Origin of the sequence: Bradyrhizobium sp. USDA 336 (assembly GCF_044908355.1) — a bacterium.
GTDB lineage: Bacteria > Pseudomonadota > Alphaproteobacteria > Rhizobiales > Xanthobacteraceae > Bradyrhizobium > Bradyrhizobium yuanmingense.
In genome coordinates, this window is the sequence record NZ_JBIYDC010000002.1 from 4,571,944 (window position 1) to 4,590,738 (window position 18,795).

The 18,795-nt window shown below is 66.6% G+C and carries 15 protein-coding genes and 1 pseudogene; 6 read left to right on the forward strand and 10 right to left on the reverse strand.

From position 1 onward, the window contains the following. Positions 1-231: 231 nt before the first annotated feature. The 4 genes from ABIA45_RS22320 to ABIA45_RS22335 all read right to left on the reverse strand — a co-directional run bounded on the left by ABIA45_RS22320 (position 232) and on the right by ABIA45_RS22335 (position 5,876). A complete protein-coding gene (locus ABIA45_RS22320) occupies positions 232-2,556 on the reverse strand; it encodes a xanthine dehydrogenase family protein molybdopterin-binding subunit (protein WP_271541415.1) in 2,325 nt (774 codons plus the stop codon). A gap of 126 nt (positions 2,557-2,682) precedes the next feature. Beyond that, positions 2,683-3,801: a S1C family serine protease gene (locus ABIA45_RS22325; protein WP_404653651.1), complete on the reverse strand. Its 1,119-nt coding sequence runs from the start codon at positions 3,799-3,801 to the stop codon at positions 2,683-2,685. Positions 3,802-3,971: 170 nt separating this feature from the next. Next, complete coding sequence (locus ABIA45_RS22330; RefSeq protein WP_404653652.1) at positions 3,972-4,847, reverse strand: dihydrodipicolinate synthase family protein; 876 nt, start codon at positions 4,845-4,847, stop codon at positions 3,972-3,974. 63 nt (positions 4,848-4,910) lie between these two features. Next, positions 4,911-5,876, reverse strand: a complete 966-nt coding sequence (locus ABIA45_RS22335; protein ID WP_404653653.1) for a VOC family protein — start codon at positions 5,874-5,876, stop codon at positions 4,911-4,913. A 192-nt stretch (positions 5,877-6,068) separates the two neighbouring features. On the opposite strand from ABIA45_RS22335, the gene ABIA45_RS22340 reads away from it, so the two are divergent. Next, positions 6,069-6,935 carry a S1C family serine protease gene (locus ABIA45_RS22340; protein ID WP_404653655.1) on the forward strand — a complete coding sequence of 289 codons (867 nt, stop codon included), beginning with the start codon at positions 6,069-6,071 and terminating at the stop codon, positions 6,933-6,935. After that, the gene (locus ABIA45_RS22345) at positions 6,932-7,303 is read left to right on the forward strand and encodes a response regulator transcription factor (RefSeq protein ID WP_404653657.1); all 372 of its coding nucleotides are present in this window, start codon (positions 6,932-6,934) and stop codon (positions 7,301-7,303) included. Before ABIA45_RS22340 ends, ABIA45_RS22345 begins: the two co-directional genes overlap by 4 nt. Before the next feature lie 12 nt (positions 7,304-7,315). Here ABIA45_RS22345 and ABIA45_RS22350 read toward each other — a convergent pair whose 3' ends face one another. The 4 genes from ABIA45_RS22350 to ABIA45_RS22365 form a co-directional block, all read right to left on the reverse strand. After that, entirely contained in the window at positions 7,316-8,392 is a 1,077-nt protein-coding gene (locus tag ABIA45_RS22350; RefSeq protein WP_404653658.1) for a sensor histidine kinase, read from the reverse strand. Next, entirely contained in the window at positions 8,379-9,071 is a 693-nt protein-coding gene (locus ABIA45_RS22355) for a response regulator transcription factor (protein ID WP_404543796.1), read from the reverse strand. Before ABIA45_RS22355 ends, ABIA45_RS22350 begins: the two co-directional genes overlap by 14 nt. 97 nt (positions 9,072-9,168) lie before the next feature. Continuing rightward, the gene (locus tag ABIA45_RS22360; RefSeq protein ID WP_404653661.1) at positions 9,169-9,582 is read right to left on the reverse strand and encodes a hypothetical protein; all 414 of its coding nucleotides are present in this window, start codon (positions 9,580-9,582) and stop codon (positions 9,169-9,171) included. A gap of 283 nt (positions 9,583-9,865) precedes the next feature. Then, complete coding sequence (locus ABIA45_RS22365) at positions 9,866-12,202, reverse strand: Tex family protein (RefSeq protein WP_271541399.1); 2,337 nt, start codon at positions 12,200-12,202, stop codon at positions 9,866-9,868. Positions 12,203-12,444: 242 nt separating this feature from the next. On the opposite strand from ABIA45_RS22365, the gene ABIA45_RS22370 reads away from it, so the two are divergent. Further along, entirely contained in the window at positions 12,445-13,554 is a 1,110-nt protein-coding gene (locus ABIA45_RS22370) for a ring-opening amidohydrolase (RefSeq protein ID WP_271541397.1), read from the forward strand. Positions 13,555-13,670: 116 nt separating this feature from the next. Continuing rightward, positions 13,671-15,147 (forward strand): annotated as a pseudogene (locus tag ABIA45_RS22375) (amidase). 76 nt (positions 15,148-15,223) lie between these two features. On the opposite strand, the gene ABIA45_RS22380 reads toward ABIA45_RS22375, so the two are convergent. After that, positions 15,224-15,544 carry a hypothetical protein gene (locus ABIA45_RS22380; protein WP_025032108.1) on the reverse strand — a complete coding sequence of 107 codons (321 nt, stop codon included), beginning with the start codon at positions 15,542-15,544 and terminating at the stop codon, positions 15,224-15,226. 136 nt (positions 15,545-15,680) lie between these two features. On the opposite strand from ABIA45_RS22380, the gene ABIA45_RS22385 reads away from it, so the two are divergent. Both ABIA45_RS22385 and ABIA45_RS22390 read left to right on the forward strand, forming a co-directional pair. Then, positions 15,681-16,589, forward strand: a complete 909-nt coding sequence (locus ABIA45_RS22385; RefSeq protein ID WP_271541392.1) for a PaaI family thioesterase — start codon at positions 15,681-15,683, stop codon at positions 16,587-16,589. 68 nt (positions 16,590-16,657) lie between these two features. Continuing rightward, entirely contained in the window at positions 16,658-17,017 is a 360-nt protein-coding gene (locus ABIA45_RS22390; protein WP_198399827.1) for a hypothetical protein, read from the forward strand. Positions 17,018-17,019: 2 nt separating this feature from the next. On the opposite strand, the gene poxB is transcribed toward ABIA45_RS22390, so the two are convergent. Next, complete coding sequence (gene poxB / locus ABIA45_RS22395; RefSeq protein ID WP_271541390.1) at positions 17,020-18,756, reverse strand: ubiquinone-dependent pyruvate dehydrogenase; 1,737 nt, start codon at positions 18,754-18,756, stop codon at positions 17,020-17,022. Between the last annotated feature and the right edge of the window lie 39 nt (positions 18,757-18,795).

Below are 18,795 nucleotides of genomic sequence, written 5' to 3' on the forward strand. Positions count from 1 at the left end.
CGGATGGAGCGCAGCGCAATCCGGGATATGGCGAGCGCCCGTGCTCCGATCTGCGCTGTCGTCCCCGCGAAGGCGGGGACCCATAACCCCAGGGAGAGTTATGGGGTGAGCTGGTCACTACGAGTCTTCGCCAAACTCCGCCCTGTGGTTATGGGTCCCGGGCTCGCGCTTTGCGCGCCCCGGGACGACGAGCTGAGTTTGGTGCAATAGCCTGCGCAACAGCTAGCGCACTTACCCCGCCGCCTTCGCGTCCCGGATCGCCTGCCAGATCTTCTGCGGCGTCAGGGGCGTGTTGAGCTGGGTGATGCCGAGCTCGGCGAGCGCGTCCATCACGCCGTTGGTGACGCAGGGCGGGCCGCCGATGGCGCCGGATTCGCCGCAGCCCTTGGCGCCGAGCGGATTGGTGCGGCAGGGTGCGGAATCGTCCAGCGTCACCACGATCGGCGGCACGTCGTCGGCGCGCGGGATGCAGTAATCCTGATAGCTCGCGGTCAGCAGCTGGCCGTCGGCATCATACGACACGCCTTCATACAGCGCCTGGCCGATGCCTTGAGCGACGCCGCCATGGATCTGCCCCGTGACCAGCATCGGGTTCACGGCGACGCCGACGTCGTCGACCGTGGTGTAGCGCACGACCTTGGAGACGCCGGTCTCCGGGTCGATCTCGACCTCGCAGATATGCGTGCCGTTCGGCCAGCTGGGACCATCGACCTCGCCTTCGGAATCGACGCTGAGCTTGGCGCCGCTCTCCTTCTCGGCGAGATCGAACAGGCTGATGCGGCGGTCGGTGCCGACCACGGTGAGCATGCCGCCCTGATATTCGATGTCCTCGACCGAGGTCTCCAGCACGTTCGCCGCCTTCTCGCGCGCCTTCTGGATCAGATCGTTGGAGGAGACCGCGACCGCCGTGCCACCGACGAACAGCGAGCGCGAACCAACGCTGCCGAAGCCCATGGCGAGATCAGTGTCGCCCTGCACCACGTCGATCTTGTCCATGGGAATGCCGAGCGTGTCGGAGATCATCTGGGTGTAGGTAGTCTGCAAGCCCTGCCCCATCGCCATGGTGCCGGAATGCAGCACGACGCGCCCTTGCGAGGTCGCTTGAAGCGTGACCTTTTCGGTGTGGGCGCGGCCGCCGGTCCACTCAATGTAGGAGGTGAGGCCACGGCCGTAGAGCAGGCCCTTCTTCTTCGCCGCCTTCTTGCGCGCGGCGAAGCCGTCCCAGTCGGCAAGCTTCACGGCCCGGTCGAGCATGTGCGCGAAGGCACCGGAATCGTAGACCTGCCCGGCCGCATTGGTGTAGGGCAGCTGCGCCGGCTTGATGTAATTGGCCTTGCGGATCGCGCGCGGGTCCATGCCGATTTTTCGCGCAGCGGCGTCGAACAGGCGCTCGACGATGAACACGGCTTCGGGGCGGCCGGCGCCACGATAGGCTCCGACCGGCGCGGTGTGGGTCATCACCGACTTCACCTCGAAATGCACCAGCGGCAGGTCGTAGACACCGGTCTGTACGAACGGCCCGAGCACCAGCGGGATGATGTTGGCCGCGCCCGAGGAATAGGCCCCTGTGCAGCCGATCGACTTGACGCGATAGGCCAACACCTTGCCCTTCTCGTCCAGCGCGAAGGACGCCGTGGACGTGAGATCGCGGCCGTGGGTGCCGCCGACGAACTCGTCGGTGCGGTCGCCGCGCCAGCGGATCTTCTTGTTCAGCTTGGTCGCGGCATAGGCGACGATCCCGTCCTCGGGATAGAGGTTGGTCTTCTGGCCGAAGCCGCCGCCGATATCGCCGACCAGCACGCGGACGCTGTCCTTCGGGCGCTTGAGCACGGCTTCCGCCAGCACGTCGCGGGTCGAGGCCGGCGTCTGCGATTGCACGTGCAGCAGGAGACGGCCGGACTTCTTGTCGATCTCGGCAATGGTCGAGCGCGGCTCCATCGCGGACGGAACGAGACGCTGGCTGACGATATCGAGTTCGACCGTATGCGCGGCCTTGGCAAAGGCCTCGTCCACCTTCGCGGCGTCGCCGTAAGACATCGCGCCGACGATGTTGTCGGGCGCCTCCGGCCACACCACGGGCGCACCTGATTTCACCGCCTCGACGGGATCGACCACCGCGGGCTGCACATCGTATTCGACCGCGATCGCCTCCGCCGCGCTCTGCGCCTCCACGCGCGAGGAGGCCACCACTGCGGCCACGGCCTCGCCGGCGTAGCGGACGACCTCGTGGGCGAGCAGCCGGCGCGGCGGCACCGTCATCGGCTTGCCGTCCGGGCGCTTGAAGATGTTGAGCGTCGGGATGGTGCCGATGTCGTCCTTGACGAGGTCCGCGCCGGTGTAGATCGCGGCAACGCCCGGCATCGAAGCCGCGGCGCTGGTGTCGATCGAGACGATCTTGGCGTGGGCGTGCGGCGAGCGCAGCATGTGCAACCACAGCGCGCCGTCCGCCGGCTTGTCATCGATGAACTGTCCCTTCCCGGTGAGCAGCCTCTGGTCTTCCAAACGCTTGACGGGCTGCCCCGCTCCGAAACGCAAATTGCCGGGAAGAATGTTCATTCCGCTGTATCCTCGAGATCGGGAAAAACGACGGCGGCGGTTTTAACCGATTTTGCGCGCCAGACAACCGAGCCCCGGCGCATCTGCAATGCGCGTCGGAGCCCCTTGCACGCGCGGATCGAGCGGCTAGGACCGGTCGATATCGACGATGCCTACATTCACGTCACGGGTGTCCGATCCGCGCTTGACCGTGAGCCGAACGGTCTTTCCGGCCCCGGCCTGCTCCAGCGCATCGGTCAGGTCGGCAAGGCGCCGCACCGGCTTGCCTTCCACCGCGGTGATGATGTCTCCGACCGCTCCCGTGGAAAAGTTGACACCGCGAATCCCCGCCCGCTCGGCAGGACTGCCGGGGGCCGTCCGCACCACGATCACCCCTTCGACAGCAAGCCGGGTCGACACATCCTCGCCGGCGGCCACGATGCCGATGCCTGGTGTCGGCACCCGGCCATTGCGGATCAGCTCGGGCACGATCCGGTTCACGACGTCGACCGGGACCGCGAAGCCGATGCCGGCATTCGAGCCGGACGGCGAGATGATCGCCGTGGTGACGCCGATCAGCCGGCCGGCGGAATCCAGCAGCGGCCCGCCCGAATTGCCGGGATTGATCGCGGCATCGGTCTGGATGACGTTGGCGATCTCCCGGCCGCCATGGGTGGGGAGCCGGCGCTTGAGCGCGCTGATGATGCCAGAGGTCATCGACTGATCCAGCCCGAAGGGATTGCCGATCGCGAAGGCGAATTGCCCGACCTTCAGGTCACTCGAACTGCCCAGTGCGATCGGAGCCGGAAGCTGGCGCACGCTGCGGATGCGCAGCACGGCGAGATCATAATTCGGAGCCGTGCCGACCAGGTCGACCTGGGCCACTTCTCCCGACGCAAACCGCACCGCGATCTCGCCGCCATTGGCGACGACATGATTGTTCGTCACCAGATGACCGTCGCGGTCCCAGACGAATCCCGTGCCGGAAGCGCCGCCACTGCCCTGGCTCTCCTCGCCCATGAGGGGACTTGCGAGGGGACTTGCCGCCGACCTGGCCGCAACCTGAACGACCGACGGCGATACGCGCTCGAAGATGTCGATGGTCGCCTTCTCGCCGTCCGACAGAGGGCCGCGCTGCTCGACGGCACGTGCGGAGGGCGCCGCCCATGGGACATACGAGCTGGGGCCATGCAGGATCTTCGCGGCCGTGACGGCGAGCAGCAGAGCGGCGAAGGCTGCAGCGGCAATCGCATAGCGACGATTCATTGGGTGATCACCGTGTCTTGTGCTGAATGCGGGCTCTGAGATGCATATGCATGGAGTGGCAGGATCTCGCTTACGCAGCAACGTCGCAAACGGGCGGAAGTTTCTCGGTCAGGTAAGGACCATTTTGCGCCCGGTACGGGTGCCGGGGCATATTGCCGCGTGGCAAGCAGCTATGTCAGCTCGCGGAGCGCCGTTTCCACGATTTTGCGCGCATCGGCCGTCAGTGGCGCCTGCGGCGGGATGGGGCCGCCGACGTCATAGCCCTGGATCGCAAGGCCGGCCTTGATGCACGCCGCGAGATTGAAACGGGCGAAGGCTTCGTTGATCCGCCACAGCCGCCGCTGCAGCGCCATGGCCTCGTCCCAGCGGCCGGCGGTGCAGAGGTCGTAGAGCATCACGCTCTGGCGCGGGATGATGCAGGCGGGTCCCGCCATCCAGCCGCGGCCGCCGATCAGCATCACCGCGGCCGGAATGTGGGCGGAGGCGGAGAACACGCGCAAGGCGTCGCCGCAGCGGTTCATGATCGAGAGCAGCCGTCCGGTGTTCGTGGAGGCATCCTTGATGTAGCCGATGCGCGGATGCTCGGCGAGGCGCGCGATGACGTCGAGGGTGAGATCGGAGCGCTGGAATTGCGGATTGGTGTAGATGACGACGGGAATGTCCACGGCATCGGCGATGGCGCGGAAGTAGGATGCGACCTGCGCATCGGCCAGCGGGAAATACGCTTCCAGGATCGCAAGGATGCCGTCGACCCCGCACTTCTGATAAGCTTTCGCCTGCGCCACCGCATCCGCCGTCGCGGTCGAAGCGACGCCGGCGATAACAGGCACGCGCCCCTGCGCGGCCTCAATCGTGGTCTGCACGACCGCTGTGCGTTGCGCGGCGTTGAGGTAAGCGAATTCGCCGGTCGAGCCCAGCGGCGTCAGCCCGTGCACGCCGGCGCCGATCAGGTCGTCGCAGAGTTTTGCCAGCACGTTGGTTCGCACCGTGCCGTCGGCATCGATGGGCGAGACGAGATACGGAAAGGCACCGTGGAACTCGGACATGCGGCGCTGATCCCGGTCGATTGGTTTGCGGCTGACCGCTATTACCAATGCCAGCGCCGGCGATCAAACCCTGAGCAGACGCACCCGCGTGCCCCAGGGATCGATCGCCTCCACGCCGTCGGCAAGTGCAGTGATCTTCACCCCGCCTTTGCGCAGCCGTTCTTCCTGCGCGGCGAGCAGCTCCGGCTTCGCCATCACCAGCGAGAACCAGGCAAGACCGGTCGTGGAATCGTCGCGCTGGCCGGCGCCCCGGCTCTGCCAGACGTTCATGCCGAGGTGATGGTGATAGCGGCCCGACGCCAGGAACGCGGCGCCGCTGCGGCGGCGGGTCGGGTCGAGGCCGACCGTGCCGTGATAGAAGCTCTCGGCCTGGGCGAGATCGCCGACGCGCAGATGCATGTGGCCGATGCGCATTCCGTCCGGCGCCTTGGCATAATCGGGAACGCGCGTATTGGTGAGCGACAGCAGGTCGGGGATGTTGAGCTCGTCGGTCGCCATCTTCACGCTGCCCTCGCTCCATTGCCATTGCGAGGGGTCGCGGTCGGCATAGACCTCGATGCCGTTGCCTTCGGGGTCGTCGAGATAGACGGATTCGCTCACGAGATGATCGGCGAAGCCCGACAACGGCACGCGGTGCGAGGCGGCATGAACCAGCCAGCGCGCCAGATCCTTGCGCGTCGGCATCAGGAAGGCGGTGTGGTAGAGGCCGGCGGCGTTGCGCGGCTCGATTGCGGCATCGGGCCGGGCCTCCAGCACCAGCAGCGTGATGCCACCTGTGCCGAGCTTTGCGGTTACCGCCGAGCGCTCCATCACGGTGAGCCCGATCACGTCGCGGTAATAGTCTGCGATCTTGTCGAGATTCTTCACCCGCAGCGTCACCATGCCGACCCGCATCGGCGTACGGCTGGCAAAGGTCGGGCCGCCGCCCAGCGCTGTGCCCTCGGCACGGGCCGCGGCTGCGGCGGCCATGGCGAGCGAGGTGGCGCCGGCGAGCTGCAGCAGGGTACGGCGGGTCAAGTCGATGGTCATCAGTCAGGGCTCGCTGGAAATCCTTGAGGCCATATGGCCCAATTTTGGGATTGCTACACGTTCCCGTGAGGCGCTCCCAATCACATGTTCGTCGGCCCTGGTCTTGCGGAGGCCGTACTGGTCCTGGCCACCCGGCCAGTTTCGCAATCGCCCGCGGCATCCCAGATTGAGGACAACTTACGGGAGCCCGCCATGACTGATCTTAGTCCCCTGTCCTCACTGTCGTCCGCGCTCGCGGACATTGTGGCGCGCACCGCGCCGTCCATCGTCTCCGTGCATTCGCATCGCGCTCGCGCGACCGGCTTCGTCTGGAAGAGCGGCCTGATCATCACCGCTGACGAGGCCCTCGCCGACGAGGGCGAGGTCGAGATCGGCCTCGCCGACGGTCGTCGGGTCGCTGCCACGATCGCCGGCCGCGACCACGCCACCGACATCGCGCTGCTACGCACTGAGGCCGCGGTCGCGCCGGTCAAGCTCGCCGCAACCGTCCCGCCGCTGGGCGCATTGTCGGTCGTGGTCGCGACCAATCGGGAGACACCAAGCGCGGCGCTCGGGATGGTGTCGGCGTCCGGAAAGAGCTGGCGTTCCTTGCGCGGCGGCGACATCGATGCGCGGATCGAGCTCGACGTCCGCCTGCGCGGCAGCCAGCAGGGCGGGCTCGCGCTCGATGCCTCGGGGCAAGCGTTCGGCATGGCCGTGCTAGGACCGCGGCGCGTGCTGGTGATCCCGACCGCGACGATCGAGCGTGTCGCGCCCCAGCTGGAGGCGCGCGGCCGCATCGCGCGTGGCTATCTCGGCCTCGGGCTGCAGCCGGTGCAGCTCGACGACGGCATCGGCGCCATGGTCATGAATGTCGACAAGGCCGGGCCTTCGGCCGCGGCCGGCATTCGCCAGGGCGACGTGATCGTGGCGGTCAACGGCCAGAAGCTCTCGGGCGTGCGCGCACTGTCGCGAACGCTGGGACCGGCGAGCGTCGGCGCGGTGGTCGACGTCGCCGTGCACCGTGGCGGCGAGCCGGTCAGCTTCAAGGTCACGGTCGGCGAAAGGCCGGAGGCGTGAGCGAGGACAGGACGGCCGAGATCGTACTGTCGCTCGAGATCGACGATCCCACCCTCGCCGATCGCCTGGCGGCCCTGCTCGGCAATGTCGCCGGGCTTCGCCTCGCCGAGCCCGGCGAGCAGGCCGCCGCGACAATCATCGCCCGCGATCCACGTGTCAGCCCTGCGGACATCGCGCTGACGCAGCGTGAGCTCGACGTGCTGGCGCTGATGGCCGAAGGCGCCTCCAACAAGATGATCGCGCGGCAGCTCGGCATTTCCGTGCACACCGTGAAATTCCACGTCGGCTCGCTGCTCGACAAGCTCGACGCCACCGGGCGAACCGATGCAGTCGCGCATGCGGCACGCCGCGGGGTGATCGAACTTTGACGGCACCGCGCCTCACTTGGCCGAGGTCGGCAGGAAGCTGAGCTCGACCTTCAGGCCCGGGGAATTGTCGCGCAACGCGATCTCGGCGCCATGAAGCCGCGCCACCGCGGCGACGAGGCTGAGGCCGAGACCATTGCCCGGCGTGTAGCGGCTCTGCTCGAGCCGGTAGAAGCGCTTGAAGACATGCTCGCGCCGCTCGGCGGGAATGCCAGGACCGTCGTCGGTAATCGAGATCACCGCACCGCCGTCGGCCCTGCGGCAGCTCACGATCACCTGCCCGCCCTTGCGGCCATGCTTGATCGCGTTGTCGACGAGATTGGCGATGGCGTCGAACAAGAGGTCGCGGTCGCCGGTGATCGCGACCTCGTGGTCACCATCGAGGCTGAGGCGCGTGGCGACTTGCTCGGCGGCGGCATCGTAGAGCTCGACCACCTCGGCGGCGATCTCGGAAAGATCAAGCACGCGGAAGGCGCCAGTGCGGGCGCGGGTCTCGATCTCCGAGATCCGGGTGATGGAGGCGAACATGCCGAGCACGGCATCGAGATCGGCGATGGTGTCGCCGATCAGCGCGGCATCCGTCTCGCTGTTGCGCGGCGCGTGATAGGCCTTCTCCAGCCGGCCGCGCATGCGCGTCAGCGGCGTGCGCAAATCGTGCGCGACATTGTCGCTGACCTGCTTGACCTCGCCCATCAGCGTCTCGATGCGGTCGAGCATCTGGTTGAGGTTTTCGGCGACGCGATCCCACTCGTCATTGCTGCCGCGCAAGGGAATCCGCTGGTCGAGGCCTGCGAGCATGATGGCGCGGCTGGTGGCGTTGATCTGCTCGATCCGCCCCACAGTGCGACGCGTCACCAGCACAGCCGCGAGCCCGGCGAGCACCAGCAGCAGCGCGGCGACGGCGGCCATCGCGAGCTCGATCATGCCGGTGAAGCCGTCATGATCGCCGACCGTACCGAGCCGGCTCTCCACATAGGCCAAGGTACCGAAATAGACGTAAGCCATGATCGCTGCGACGATCAGCCCGAACGCTGCGATCGCGATCAGCGCCAGGCGGAAGGTCGAGGACCGGAGCGTCTTAACCAGGAGCACGGAGGCAATATCCGATGCCGCGAATGGTGTGGATCAGCGGATAGGCCTGGGCATCGTCGACCTTGCGGCGGACCCGGCCGACATAGACATCGATGATGTTGGTCGAGGGATCGAAATGCAGGTCCCAGACGTGCTGCAGCAGCATCGCGCGGGAGACGACGCGGCCCTCGTTGCGGACGAGATATTCGAGCAGCTGAAATTCCCGCGGCAGCAGCGGGATCTTGCGGCCACGGCGCGAGGCGCTGCGCGCGATCAGGTCGACGGCGAGATCGCCGACGCGCAGCAGCGTTTCCTTGGCGATGGTCTCACTGCGGCGGCCAAGCGCCTCGAGCCGCGCCAGCAATTCCGTGAAGGAGAACGGCTTGACGAGGTAGTCGTCGCCGCCGGCGCGCAGGCCGCGCACGCGGTCGTCGACTTCGCCGAGCGCGGAGATGATCAGGAAGGGGGCGGCAATGCCGTCGTCGCGCAGCTGGCGCATCACGCTGATGCCGTCGATATCGGGCAGCATGCGGTCGATGGTGATCACCGCATAGTCGCGCGCGGCGCCCTGATTGAGGGCTTCGCGGCCATTGGCGGCGAGGTCGACGTCGTAGCCCGAAACCGTCAGCTCCTCGACGAGCTGGCCTGCGGTTTCCGGATCGTCTTCGACGACCAGGATGCGACGGTGACCTCCGGTCATGAAACACTCCGCGCGACAATCGCCACCAGACTATCCCGTTCCGGGGCTGGACGGAACCGCCCGGTGGCGATCGCGACAATGGTGCGGTACGGCGATGCTAGTACCAACCGCCCCCGCACACATTGACCCATTGCCACCCATAGGGCGTCCAGCTCCTGCGCCAGCAGCCGTCGTTGTAGCCGGTGTAGAAATAGGGCGCGCCGAAGACAGCGAAGCGACGGAAATGATGGTGATGGTGGAAGCCGTGACGGCCATGCCAGCCCGCGCCGGCGAAACGCGGCCCGACCGCTGCGTGCGCGAACCGCGCCCCGCCGAAGCCGGGTCCGCCGACATGAGCGAAGCGTGCACCGCCCATGCCGTCGGCCCGCATGCCGCCAAAGCTGCCGGCGTGCATGCCGCCGCCGAAATGGCCGCCACCGCCAAAGCCGCCGCGCGCGAGCGCCGGTGACGCGACCGCCATCATGGCCGCGATCACGCTCGCCGTGAGGCCCTTAAGAAACCTGTTGTTCATCGAAGCGTCCTCCTTGCAGTGCGGCGGTCTCGGCGCCGCACGAGGAGGATCAGATGAGGAGAACGGGAGCGTTGCTTCAACTTACAAATGCGCCAGATTCTGACGCGGGAGTTAGGGAGGGTAGTCCCAGCTCTCTCCCCGTCATTGCGAGGAGCCCTTGCGACGAAGCAATCCAGAATCCCTCCGCGGAAGCACTCTGGATTGCTTCGCTGCGCTCGCAATGACGACGTGGATGGAGCGAATTCCGACCTCTCCCCGCAAAGAGCGGGGAGAGGTTAAGAGGTCACGCCCGCTTGCCGCCGTTCTTCTCCGCCGCGCGGCGCAGCGCCTCGGCGAGTGCGCCGCCGCCCGAAGATTCCTGCTTGCGCGGCGCCGCCGACGTCATGCGGCTTGCGTTGCGCTGATTGTTGTCGCGCTGCATGCCCGGCGCGTCCTTCTTAGGCCCGACCTCGTCGTCGAGGCGCAGCGTGAGCGAGATGCGCTTGCGGGCGACCTCGAAGTCCAGCACCTTCACCTTGACGATGTCGCCGGGCTTCACCACCTCGCGCGGGTCCTTGATGTAGGTCTTGGACATCGCCGAGATGTGCACGAGACCATCCTGGTGCACGCCGATGTCGACGAAGGCGCCGAAGGCGGCGACGTTGGTCACGGTCCCCTCGAGGATCATGCCCTTCTTGAGATCCTTGATCTCCTCGACGCCCTCCTTGAACACTGCCGCCTTGAACGCCGGACGCGGGTCGCGGCCCGGCTTTTCGAGCTCGCGCAGGATGTCGGTGACGGTCGGCAGACCGAAGGTCTCGTCGACGAAATCCTTCGGCTTCAGCGTGCGCACGACGTCGCTGTTGCCGATCAGCGCCTTGATGTCGCTCTTGGTCGCTTCGAGAATCCGGCGCACCACGGGATAGGCTTCGGGATGGACGCCGGAGGCATCGAGCGGATCCTCGCCGCCGAGGATGCGCAAGAAGCCCGCGCACTGCTCGAACGCCTTCGGCCCGAGCCGCGGCACGTCCTTGAGCGCCTTGCGCGACTTGAACGGGCCGTTGGCATCGCGATGCGCCACGATGCTCTGGGCGAGGCCGGAGCCGACGCCCGAGACGCGCGCCAGCAGCGGCGCAGAGGCGGTGTTGACGTCGACGCCGACCGCGTTCACGCAATCCTCGACCACGGCGTCGAGCGATTTGGCGAGCTTGGCCTGACCGAGGTCGTGCTGATACTGGCCGACGCCGATCGCCTTCGGCTCGATCTTGACAAGCTCGGCAAGCGGGTCCTGCAGGCGCCGCGCGATCGAGACCGCGCCGCGCAGGGTGACGTCGAGGCCGGGCAGCTCCTCCGAGGCGAAGGCCGAGGCCGAATAGACCGACGCACCGGCTTCCGACACCACGATCTTGTTCATCTTCAGCTCGGGCAGACCCTTGACCAGCTCCGTGGCGAGCTTGTCGGTCTCGCGCGAGGCGGTGCCGTTGCCGATCGCGATCAGCTCGACGCGGTGCTTGATCGCGAGCCGGCCGAGGGTCGCCAGCGACTCGTTCCATTGCCGCTGCGGCTCGTGCGGATAGATCGCGGTGGTGTCGACCACCTTGCCGGTGGCATCGACGACGGCAACCTTCACGCCGGTGCGGTAGCCGGGATCGAGCCCCATGGTAACGCGGGTGCCGGCGGGCGCGGCGAGCAGGAGGTCGCGCAGGTTCGAGGCGAACACGCGCACGGCCTCGGTCTCGGCCGAATTCCACAGCCGCATGCGCAGATCGATATTGAGATGCACCTGGATCTTGGTGCGCCAGGCCCAGCGCACGGTATCGATCAGCCAGCGGTCGCCGGGACGCTTGAGATCGGCAATGCCGAACCGCTTCATGATCTTCAATTCATAGGCGCTCGGCACGCCCGGCGGCGGCGCCTCGGCCTCGGGCTGAATTTGCAGGTCGAGAATTTCTTCTTTCTCGCCGCGGAACATCGCGAGGATGCGGTGCGAGGGCAGTTTTGTCAGCGGCTCGGAGAAATCGAAATAGTCGGCGAACTTCTCGCCCTCGGTCTTCTTGCCGTCGCGCACCTTGGAGGCCATGCGCGCATTGGTCCACATCTCTTCGCGCAGGGCGCCGATCAGATCGGCGTCCTCGTCGAACCGCTCGACCAGGATGGCGCGGGCGCCGTCGAGAGCGGCAGCGGCGTCAGCGACGCCCTTCTCGGCGTTGATGAAGCCTTCCGCCACGACCTTCGGATCATTGCCGGGTTCAGCCATAAGCTGATTGGCGAGCGGCTCGAGGCCGGCTTCCTTGGCGATCTCCGCCTTGGTGCGGCGCTTCGGCTTGAACGGCAGATAGATGTCCTCCAGGCGGGCCTTGCTGTCAGCGGCCATGATCGAGGCCTCGAGCGCCGCATCGAGCTTGCCCTGCTCGCGGACCGATTCGAGAATCGCCTTGCGGCGATCCTCGAGCTCGCGCAGGTAAACCAGGCGCTCCTCCAGAGTGCGCAATTGCGCGTCGTCGAGCGCACCGGTCGCTTCCTTGCGGTAGCGGGCGATGAAGGGAACCGTGGCGCCGCCGTCGAGCAGCGTTACCGCCGCCTCGACCTGCTCGGCGCGAACCCCAAGCTCCTGCGCAATTTTCTGGTTGATGTTGGCCACGCGAGATTCCCTCTAATCCAAGCACGCGGGCGCAGGGGCGAACCACCGGCCGCGGGACGCCGCTTATGGACCAACCAAGGTTGATTCATCAAGGTGCGGTACGCAACCGTCGACAGAGGATTTTTTGCCCGACCGATGCGATCTCGCCACATTCGTGGGGGCGCGGCGACTTGACATCGGCCCCGCGTTCCGCGCCTGCTTGCTCCCGCCGGGCCAATGAACTCTCCGCACGAGGACCAATCATGCGTACCACATCGGTCGGCGTCTTCAGGATCGCCACCACGGGACCCGGCGACGTCTCCGGCCTGATGGACTTGATCGTTTCAGGCGCGATCGATCCCAACTCGATCCTGGCTATTCTCGGCAAGACCGAGGGCAATGGCGGCGTCAACGATTTTACCCGGGAGTACGCGGTGGCCGCGCTCTGCACGGCGCTGGCGCCCAAGCTCGGCCTGTCGGCGGAGGCGGTCGAGCAGCGTATCGCATTCGTGATGTCCGGCGGCACCGAGGGCGTGCTCAGTCCGCATCTTACGGTGTTCACACGGAGCGAGGCCGAGCGCCCGGCAGGCCTGTCCGGCAAGCGCCTCGGCATCGGCATGGCGCAGACGCGGGATTTTCTGCCCGAGGAGCTCGGCCGCTCCGCGCAAATCGCGGAGACGGCCAAGGCCGTGCAAGCCGCCATGGCCGATGCCGGCATCAACGATCCCGCGGACGTTCATTTCGTTCAGATCAAGTGCCCGCTGCTGACCAGCGAGCGCGTTGCGGCGGCAAACGCCCGCGGCAACACAACGGCGACGACAAACGCTTACAGCTCGATGGCCTATTCGCGCGGTGCGTCCGCGCTGGGCGTTGCGGTCGCGCTCGACGAGATCGGCGCCGACGTCGGCGATGAGGACGTGCTGCGGCGCTATGATCTCTTCTCCAAGGTGGCCTCGACCTCGTCGGGGATCGAGCTGATGCACAACGTCGTCATCGTGCTCGGCAATTCGGCGTCATCGGTAAGCGCGTGTGTGATCGGGCATGCCGTGATGGAGGATGCGATCGACGCCTCGGCGGTGCTATCGGCATTGAATAGTGTCGGGCTCGGCGCTGCGCCGCAAACCACAGCGTGCCGCACGCTCGTCAACATCTTCGCCAAGGCGGAGGCCTCGCCTGATGGCGCCGTGCGCGGCTTCCGCCACACCATGCTTGAAGACACCGACATCAGCTCGACACGCCACGCCCGCGCAGCGGTCGGCGGCCTGATCGCGGGCCTTGCCGGCACCGGCGCGGTCTACGTGTCCGGCGGCGCCGAGCATCAGGGGCCGGCCGGCGGCGGCCCGGTTGCAGCGATCGCACGACTGTCGGATTGATAGCCGGCAGCCCGACCTCTCCGCCGGGCGCAACCCTGCCCCTCGTGGCGCCTCGGTTGATTCACGCGGGCCGTTGCGAAAAAGGTGACGCCGCGATCTTGAGGGGATTTGACTTCATGACTTTGCCGATGAGCTGGAATGAATGGGCGCAGCACGACGGCGTTGCGCTGGCAGGGCGCGTCCGCAAGGGCGAGCTGACGGCGAAGGAGTTGGCACGCCAGGCCGCCGCGGGCGTCGCCAAGGTCAATCCGGCGCTGTCCGGCGTGGTCGAGCTGTTCGAGGACGTGATCGCCGATCCCGCCAAGGACGGCGCAAATCTCGCAGGCCCGTTCGCCGGCCTGCCTTTCCTGATGAAGGACCTCGGGCCGACCATGAAGGGCCGGCTGCAGGAGATGGGCTCGCTGCTGATGCGCGGCAATCGCGCGAGCGCCGATACGTTCCTCACCGGCAAATTCCGCCAGGCGGGGCTCAACCTGATCGGACGCACCACGACGCCGGAGTTCGGCGTGTGCTCGTCGGCCGATAATCCGGCGGTCTACGTCACGCGCAATCCCTGGAATACCGACTATACCACCTGCGGCTCGTCGGCGGGCAGCGCCGCGATGGTCGCCGCGGGCGTGGTGCCGATCGCGCATGCGACCGACGGCGGCGGCTCGATCCGCATTCCCGCCGGCGTCAACGGCAATATCGGCCTGAAGGTCTCGCGTGGCGTGTTCTCACTGGCCCCGCACATGTCGGACCTCACCGGCCTCGTCTCGATACAGGGCTGCCAGTCGCGCTCGGTGCGCGACACTGCCGCCTTCGTCGATCATGCGCGCGGGCCTGCGCCCGGCGAGTTCATGCCGTTCTGGACCACGGCGCAGCCTTACACCGAGATGATCAAGCGCGATCCCGGCAAGCTTCGCATCGCGCTGTCGCACACATGGGGCAATTACACCGCGACGCCCGAGCTCGCTGCCGAGCTGGAGAAGGCCGGACGCTTCCTCGAAGGCCTCGGCCATCACGTCGACTATGCACTGCCGGAGATCGACCTTCCCCGCCGCCTTCGAGGCGCAGACCACCTGCTACATCTCGAACTTCGCGGTGGCGATCTCCAACATGCTCGCTGCGCGCGGACTGGAAAAGCCGCCGGAGGATCTGATCGAGCCCATGAACATCCGCATCTGGGAAGCCGGGCGCCACACCAGCTTTGCCGAGCGGGCGAAGATGCAGGCCGTGTTCAACACGACCTCGCGCGGCTTCGGCAGCTTCTTCGAGCAATGGGACGTGATCCTGACGCCGATCACGGCGCTGCCGACGCCGAAGGTCGGCACCAGGGAATATCTCACCATCTCCGACAACCCTGATGTGCGCGACTGGTTCGACAATCTGTGGCGCTTCTTCGCCTTCACGCCGCTCGCCAATCTCTGCGGCATGCCGGCGATCTCGCTGCCGATGGCAGCGCAAGACCACGGCCTGCCACTCGGCATCCAGGCGATCGCCAAGCAGGCCAATGACGGTCTGTTGCTGCAGCTCGCCGCCCAGATCGAGCGCGCGCTCGACGGCAAGTGGAACGGCGGCAAGACCGCGAAGGTGCATGTGACGAAGGCGTGAGATAACAGGTCAATGCGGGAAGGTGATCGCGTTTCGCCGTCAGACCGAGTCAATCAAAATCATCGGGCGTGCGATCTCAGTTCTTCACCGCCGGTATCTCCTCCGCCACCGGCTGCTTCTGACCTTGCTGATACATTGCGAGCGCCTTGTCGAGGGCTTCGCGCAACGCCAGCGCCGCGGCGACACTGCAACGTAAGTGCGCGGTCTGGACCACGTCGACCCTGACGGCGGCGCCGACCGGCATCAACAGGTTTGCGGCAAGCTCGATCTGGATCGCGCCGTTGTGGTGGCCGAAGCAGGATGCGCCGTCGAAATAGATGATCGGCGCCCGCTCGGCGCTGGAGGTGGAAATGGTGACGGGCCCCTGGGCGGTCGAGGGCGTTTCGGGGTCGGCCATGGGCGCTCCTTGCAGTTCATCGACGAACGAAGCGCCCACCATCGGCGCTTCGGCGCGCCCTGTCGAGACCTAACCGCCCGGTGCGGGGCTCATTCGGGGTTTTGCGCGAGGGCCGACACTGGTCTAGAAGGTCCCCATGAGCACCACGCCGACCACGCTTGCCTTCGAGGAACTCGCCGAGGCCATCAAGGGCCGCCGCTCCGATTACGGCCATATCAGCGGGCTCCAGCTCGACCGCTTCGCACCTGGCGAGGCGTGGTCCAGCCTGCCCTATCGACCGGTCTTCGTCGGCGACACCGAGACCGGCGTGCTGCATGGCGGCGTCGTCACCGCGATGCTGGACGAGAGCTGCGGCATGGCGGTGCAACTTGCGCTCGACGGCACCCGCGCGATCGCGACTCTCGATCTGCGCATCGACTATCAGAAGCCGGCGACGCCCGGCCTCGACATCAAGGCGCATTCGGTGTGCTACCGCACCACGCGCTCGATCGCCTTCGTGCGCTCCACCGCCTACCAGGAGTCCGAAGAAGATCCGGTCGCGACTGCAACCGCCTGTTTCATGATCGGCGCCAACCGCACCAACATGCTCGCCGACCGCCGGATGGATGCACGCAGCATCCCGACGCTGGAGGCGCCGGCGGATCCGGACGGTCCCTTTGCGCGCAGCCCGTTCGCGCGCGCGCTCGGCATCCGCGTCAACGATGACGGCACGCTGACGATGCCGTTCTCGCCGCAGATCATCGGCAATCCGATCCTGCCCGCGATTCACGGCGGCATGACGGGCGCGTTCCTCGAAACCACCGCCATCATCGGGGTGGCGCGGGAGCTCGGCGCTGCCGCACCGCCCAAGCCGATCGGCCTCACCGTCAACTACTTGCGCTCCGGACGCGCGCTCGACACGTTTGCCGACGTCTCGATCGTGAAGCAGGGCCGACGTATCGTCGCCTTCGAGGCGCGGGCCTGGCAGGACGATGCTGCGAAGCCGATCGCCACCGCTTTCGGTCACTTCATGCTGCGCCCGACGCCTGGAAGTGACGAGGAATAAGCCCATTTTGACTTGACGGCCGCAGCTCCGGCCCCAACGATAGCGCGCCTTTCGCCAGAGGAATTGGATTGCGGCATCCGCTCGACATCGTTGCCATGTTCGCCGCACTCTGGCTGCTGGCATCGATGGTGCTCGACACGCTGACGCCGAAGGAGCTGACCGCGGTCATGATCGGCATCGCGATTGGCCCGGCCATCGTCATCACCGCCGTGTTCTATTACCTGCGCTGCCCGCGAACGGATTTTGCGGTGATGTTCGCAGCGCTGTGGCTGATCTCCGATATCGCCATCGCCCTCATCTCGCCAAAGCAGCTGCCGCATTTCCTGATCGCGCTCGGCTTTCTGCCGGCGCTGCTGATCGGCATCGTGCTGCACTGGCAGACTTTCACCTCTCCTCGACGAGGAGAGGTGAACCACCGCGCCGGCTGATATCACCGCGGCAAAAGATTCGTCTTCGCGAGGTCCAGCACCTCGTCGCCGCGGCCGTTCATCACCGCGCGGAGCACCCAGAGGCTGAAGCCCTTGATCTGCTCGGCCGTGATGGTCGGCGGCATCGACAGCTCCTGCTTGGCGGTGACGACGTCGAGCAGCGCCGGCCCATTGTGCGCCAGCATCTCTTTAATCGCGCCCGGAAGCTCGCCGGGATCCTCGACGCGCTTGGCAAAGATGCCCATCGCGCGCGCCATCGCGGCGAAATCCGGGTTCTCCAGGTCGACATTGGTGTCGACGAAGCCAGCCGCCTTCATCTCCAGCGCGACGAAGCCGAGCACGCCGTTGTTGAAGACGACCACCTTCACCGGCAGCTTCTCTTGCGTTAGCGTGATCAGGTCGCCCATCAGCATGGTGAAGCCGCCGTCGCCGGAGAGCGAGATCACCTGGCGCCCGGGCTGCGTAGCCTGCGCCCCGATCGCCTGCGGCATGGCATTGGCCATCGAGCCGTGCACGAAGGAGCCGATCAGCCGGCGGCGGCCGTTCATGTCGAGATAGCGCGCCGCCCACACCGTCGGGGTGCCGACATCGGCAGTGAAGACGGCATCGTCGGAGGCGTGGTCGCTGATGACCTTGGCGAGATATTGCGGATGGATCGGCTTGGCTCCGGGCGTGCCCTTGGCTAGCGAATCGAGGCCTTCGCGGGCTCTCTTGTAATGCGCGACGGAGTCGTCGAGATGCTTGCGCTGCGTCTTCGTCTTGAGCAGCGGCAGCAGCGCCTCGATGGTGAGCTTGACGTCGCCGACGAGGCCGAGATCGATCCTGCAGCGCCGCCCCAGATTTTCCGGGCGGATGTCGATCTGCGCGATCTTGGCATCATCAGGGAAGAACTGCTTGTAGGGGAAGTCGGTGCCGAGCATCACCAGCGCGTCGCAGCCGTGCATCGCGGCGTAGCCCGAGGAGAAGCCGATGAAGCCGGTCATGCCGACGTCATAGGGGTTGTCGTATTCGACATGCTCCTTGCCGCCGAGCGCGTGCACCATCGGGCTCTTCAGCGCTTCAGCGAGTTGCATCAAAGGCGCATGCGCGCCGGCGCAGCCGCGGCCGCAGAACAGCGTGATGCGTTCGGCGCCGTTGAGAAGATCGGCGAGCGCCTTCAGCTCGTCCGGCTGCGGCACGACCTTCGGCGGAGCCAGTGCAAGGCCGCGCGTCGTCGACAACGCGCGCTTCGGAGGACTCCGGAACGCAACATCGCCGGGCATGGCGACGACGGCGACGCCGCGCAAGCCCACCGCCGCGCGAATCGCGTTCTCCAGCACGTAAGGCAGCTGGCTCGGGTCCGACACCAGCTCGCAATAATGGCTGCATTCGCGAAACAGATTTTGCGGATGCGTCTCCTGGAAATAGCCGCCGCCGATCTCGGCGGTCGGGATCTGCGCCGCGATCGCCAGCACGGGAACGCGGCTTCGATGCGCGTCGAACAGGCCGTTGATCAGATGCAGATTGCCGGGGCCGCAGGAGCCCGCGCAGACCGCGAGGCTCCCGGTCATCTCGGCTTCGCCGGCCGCCGCGAAGGCCGCGACCTCCTCGTGCCGGACATGAATCCATTCGATCGTGCCGCGGCGGCGCAGCGCCTCGGTGAGCGCGTTCAGGCTGTCGCCGACGATGCCGTAGATGCGCTTGACCCCGGCCTGTTCGAGCGTTGCCACGAACAGATCGGCCACGTTGTTGATCGCCATGTCGGTCTCCTGATTCAGCCAATCGCGTACCACGATGCG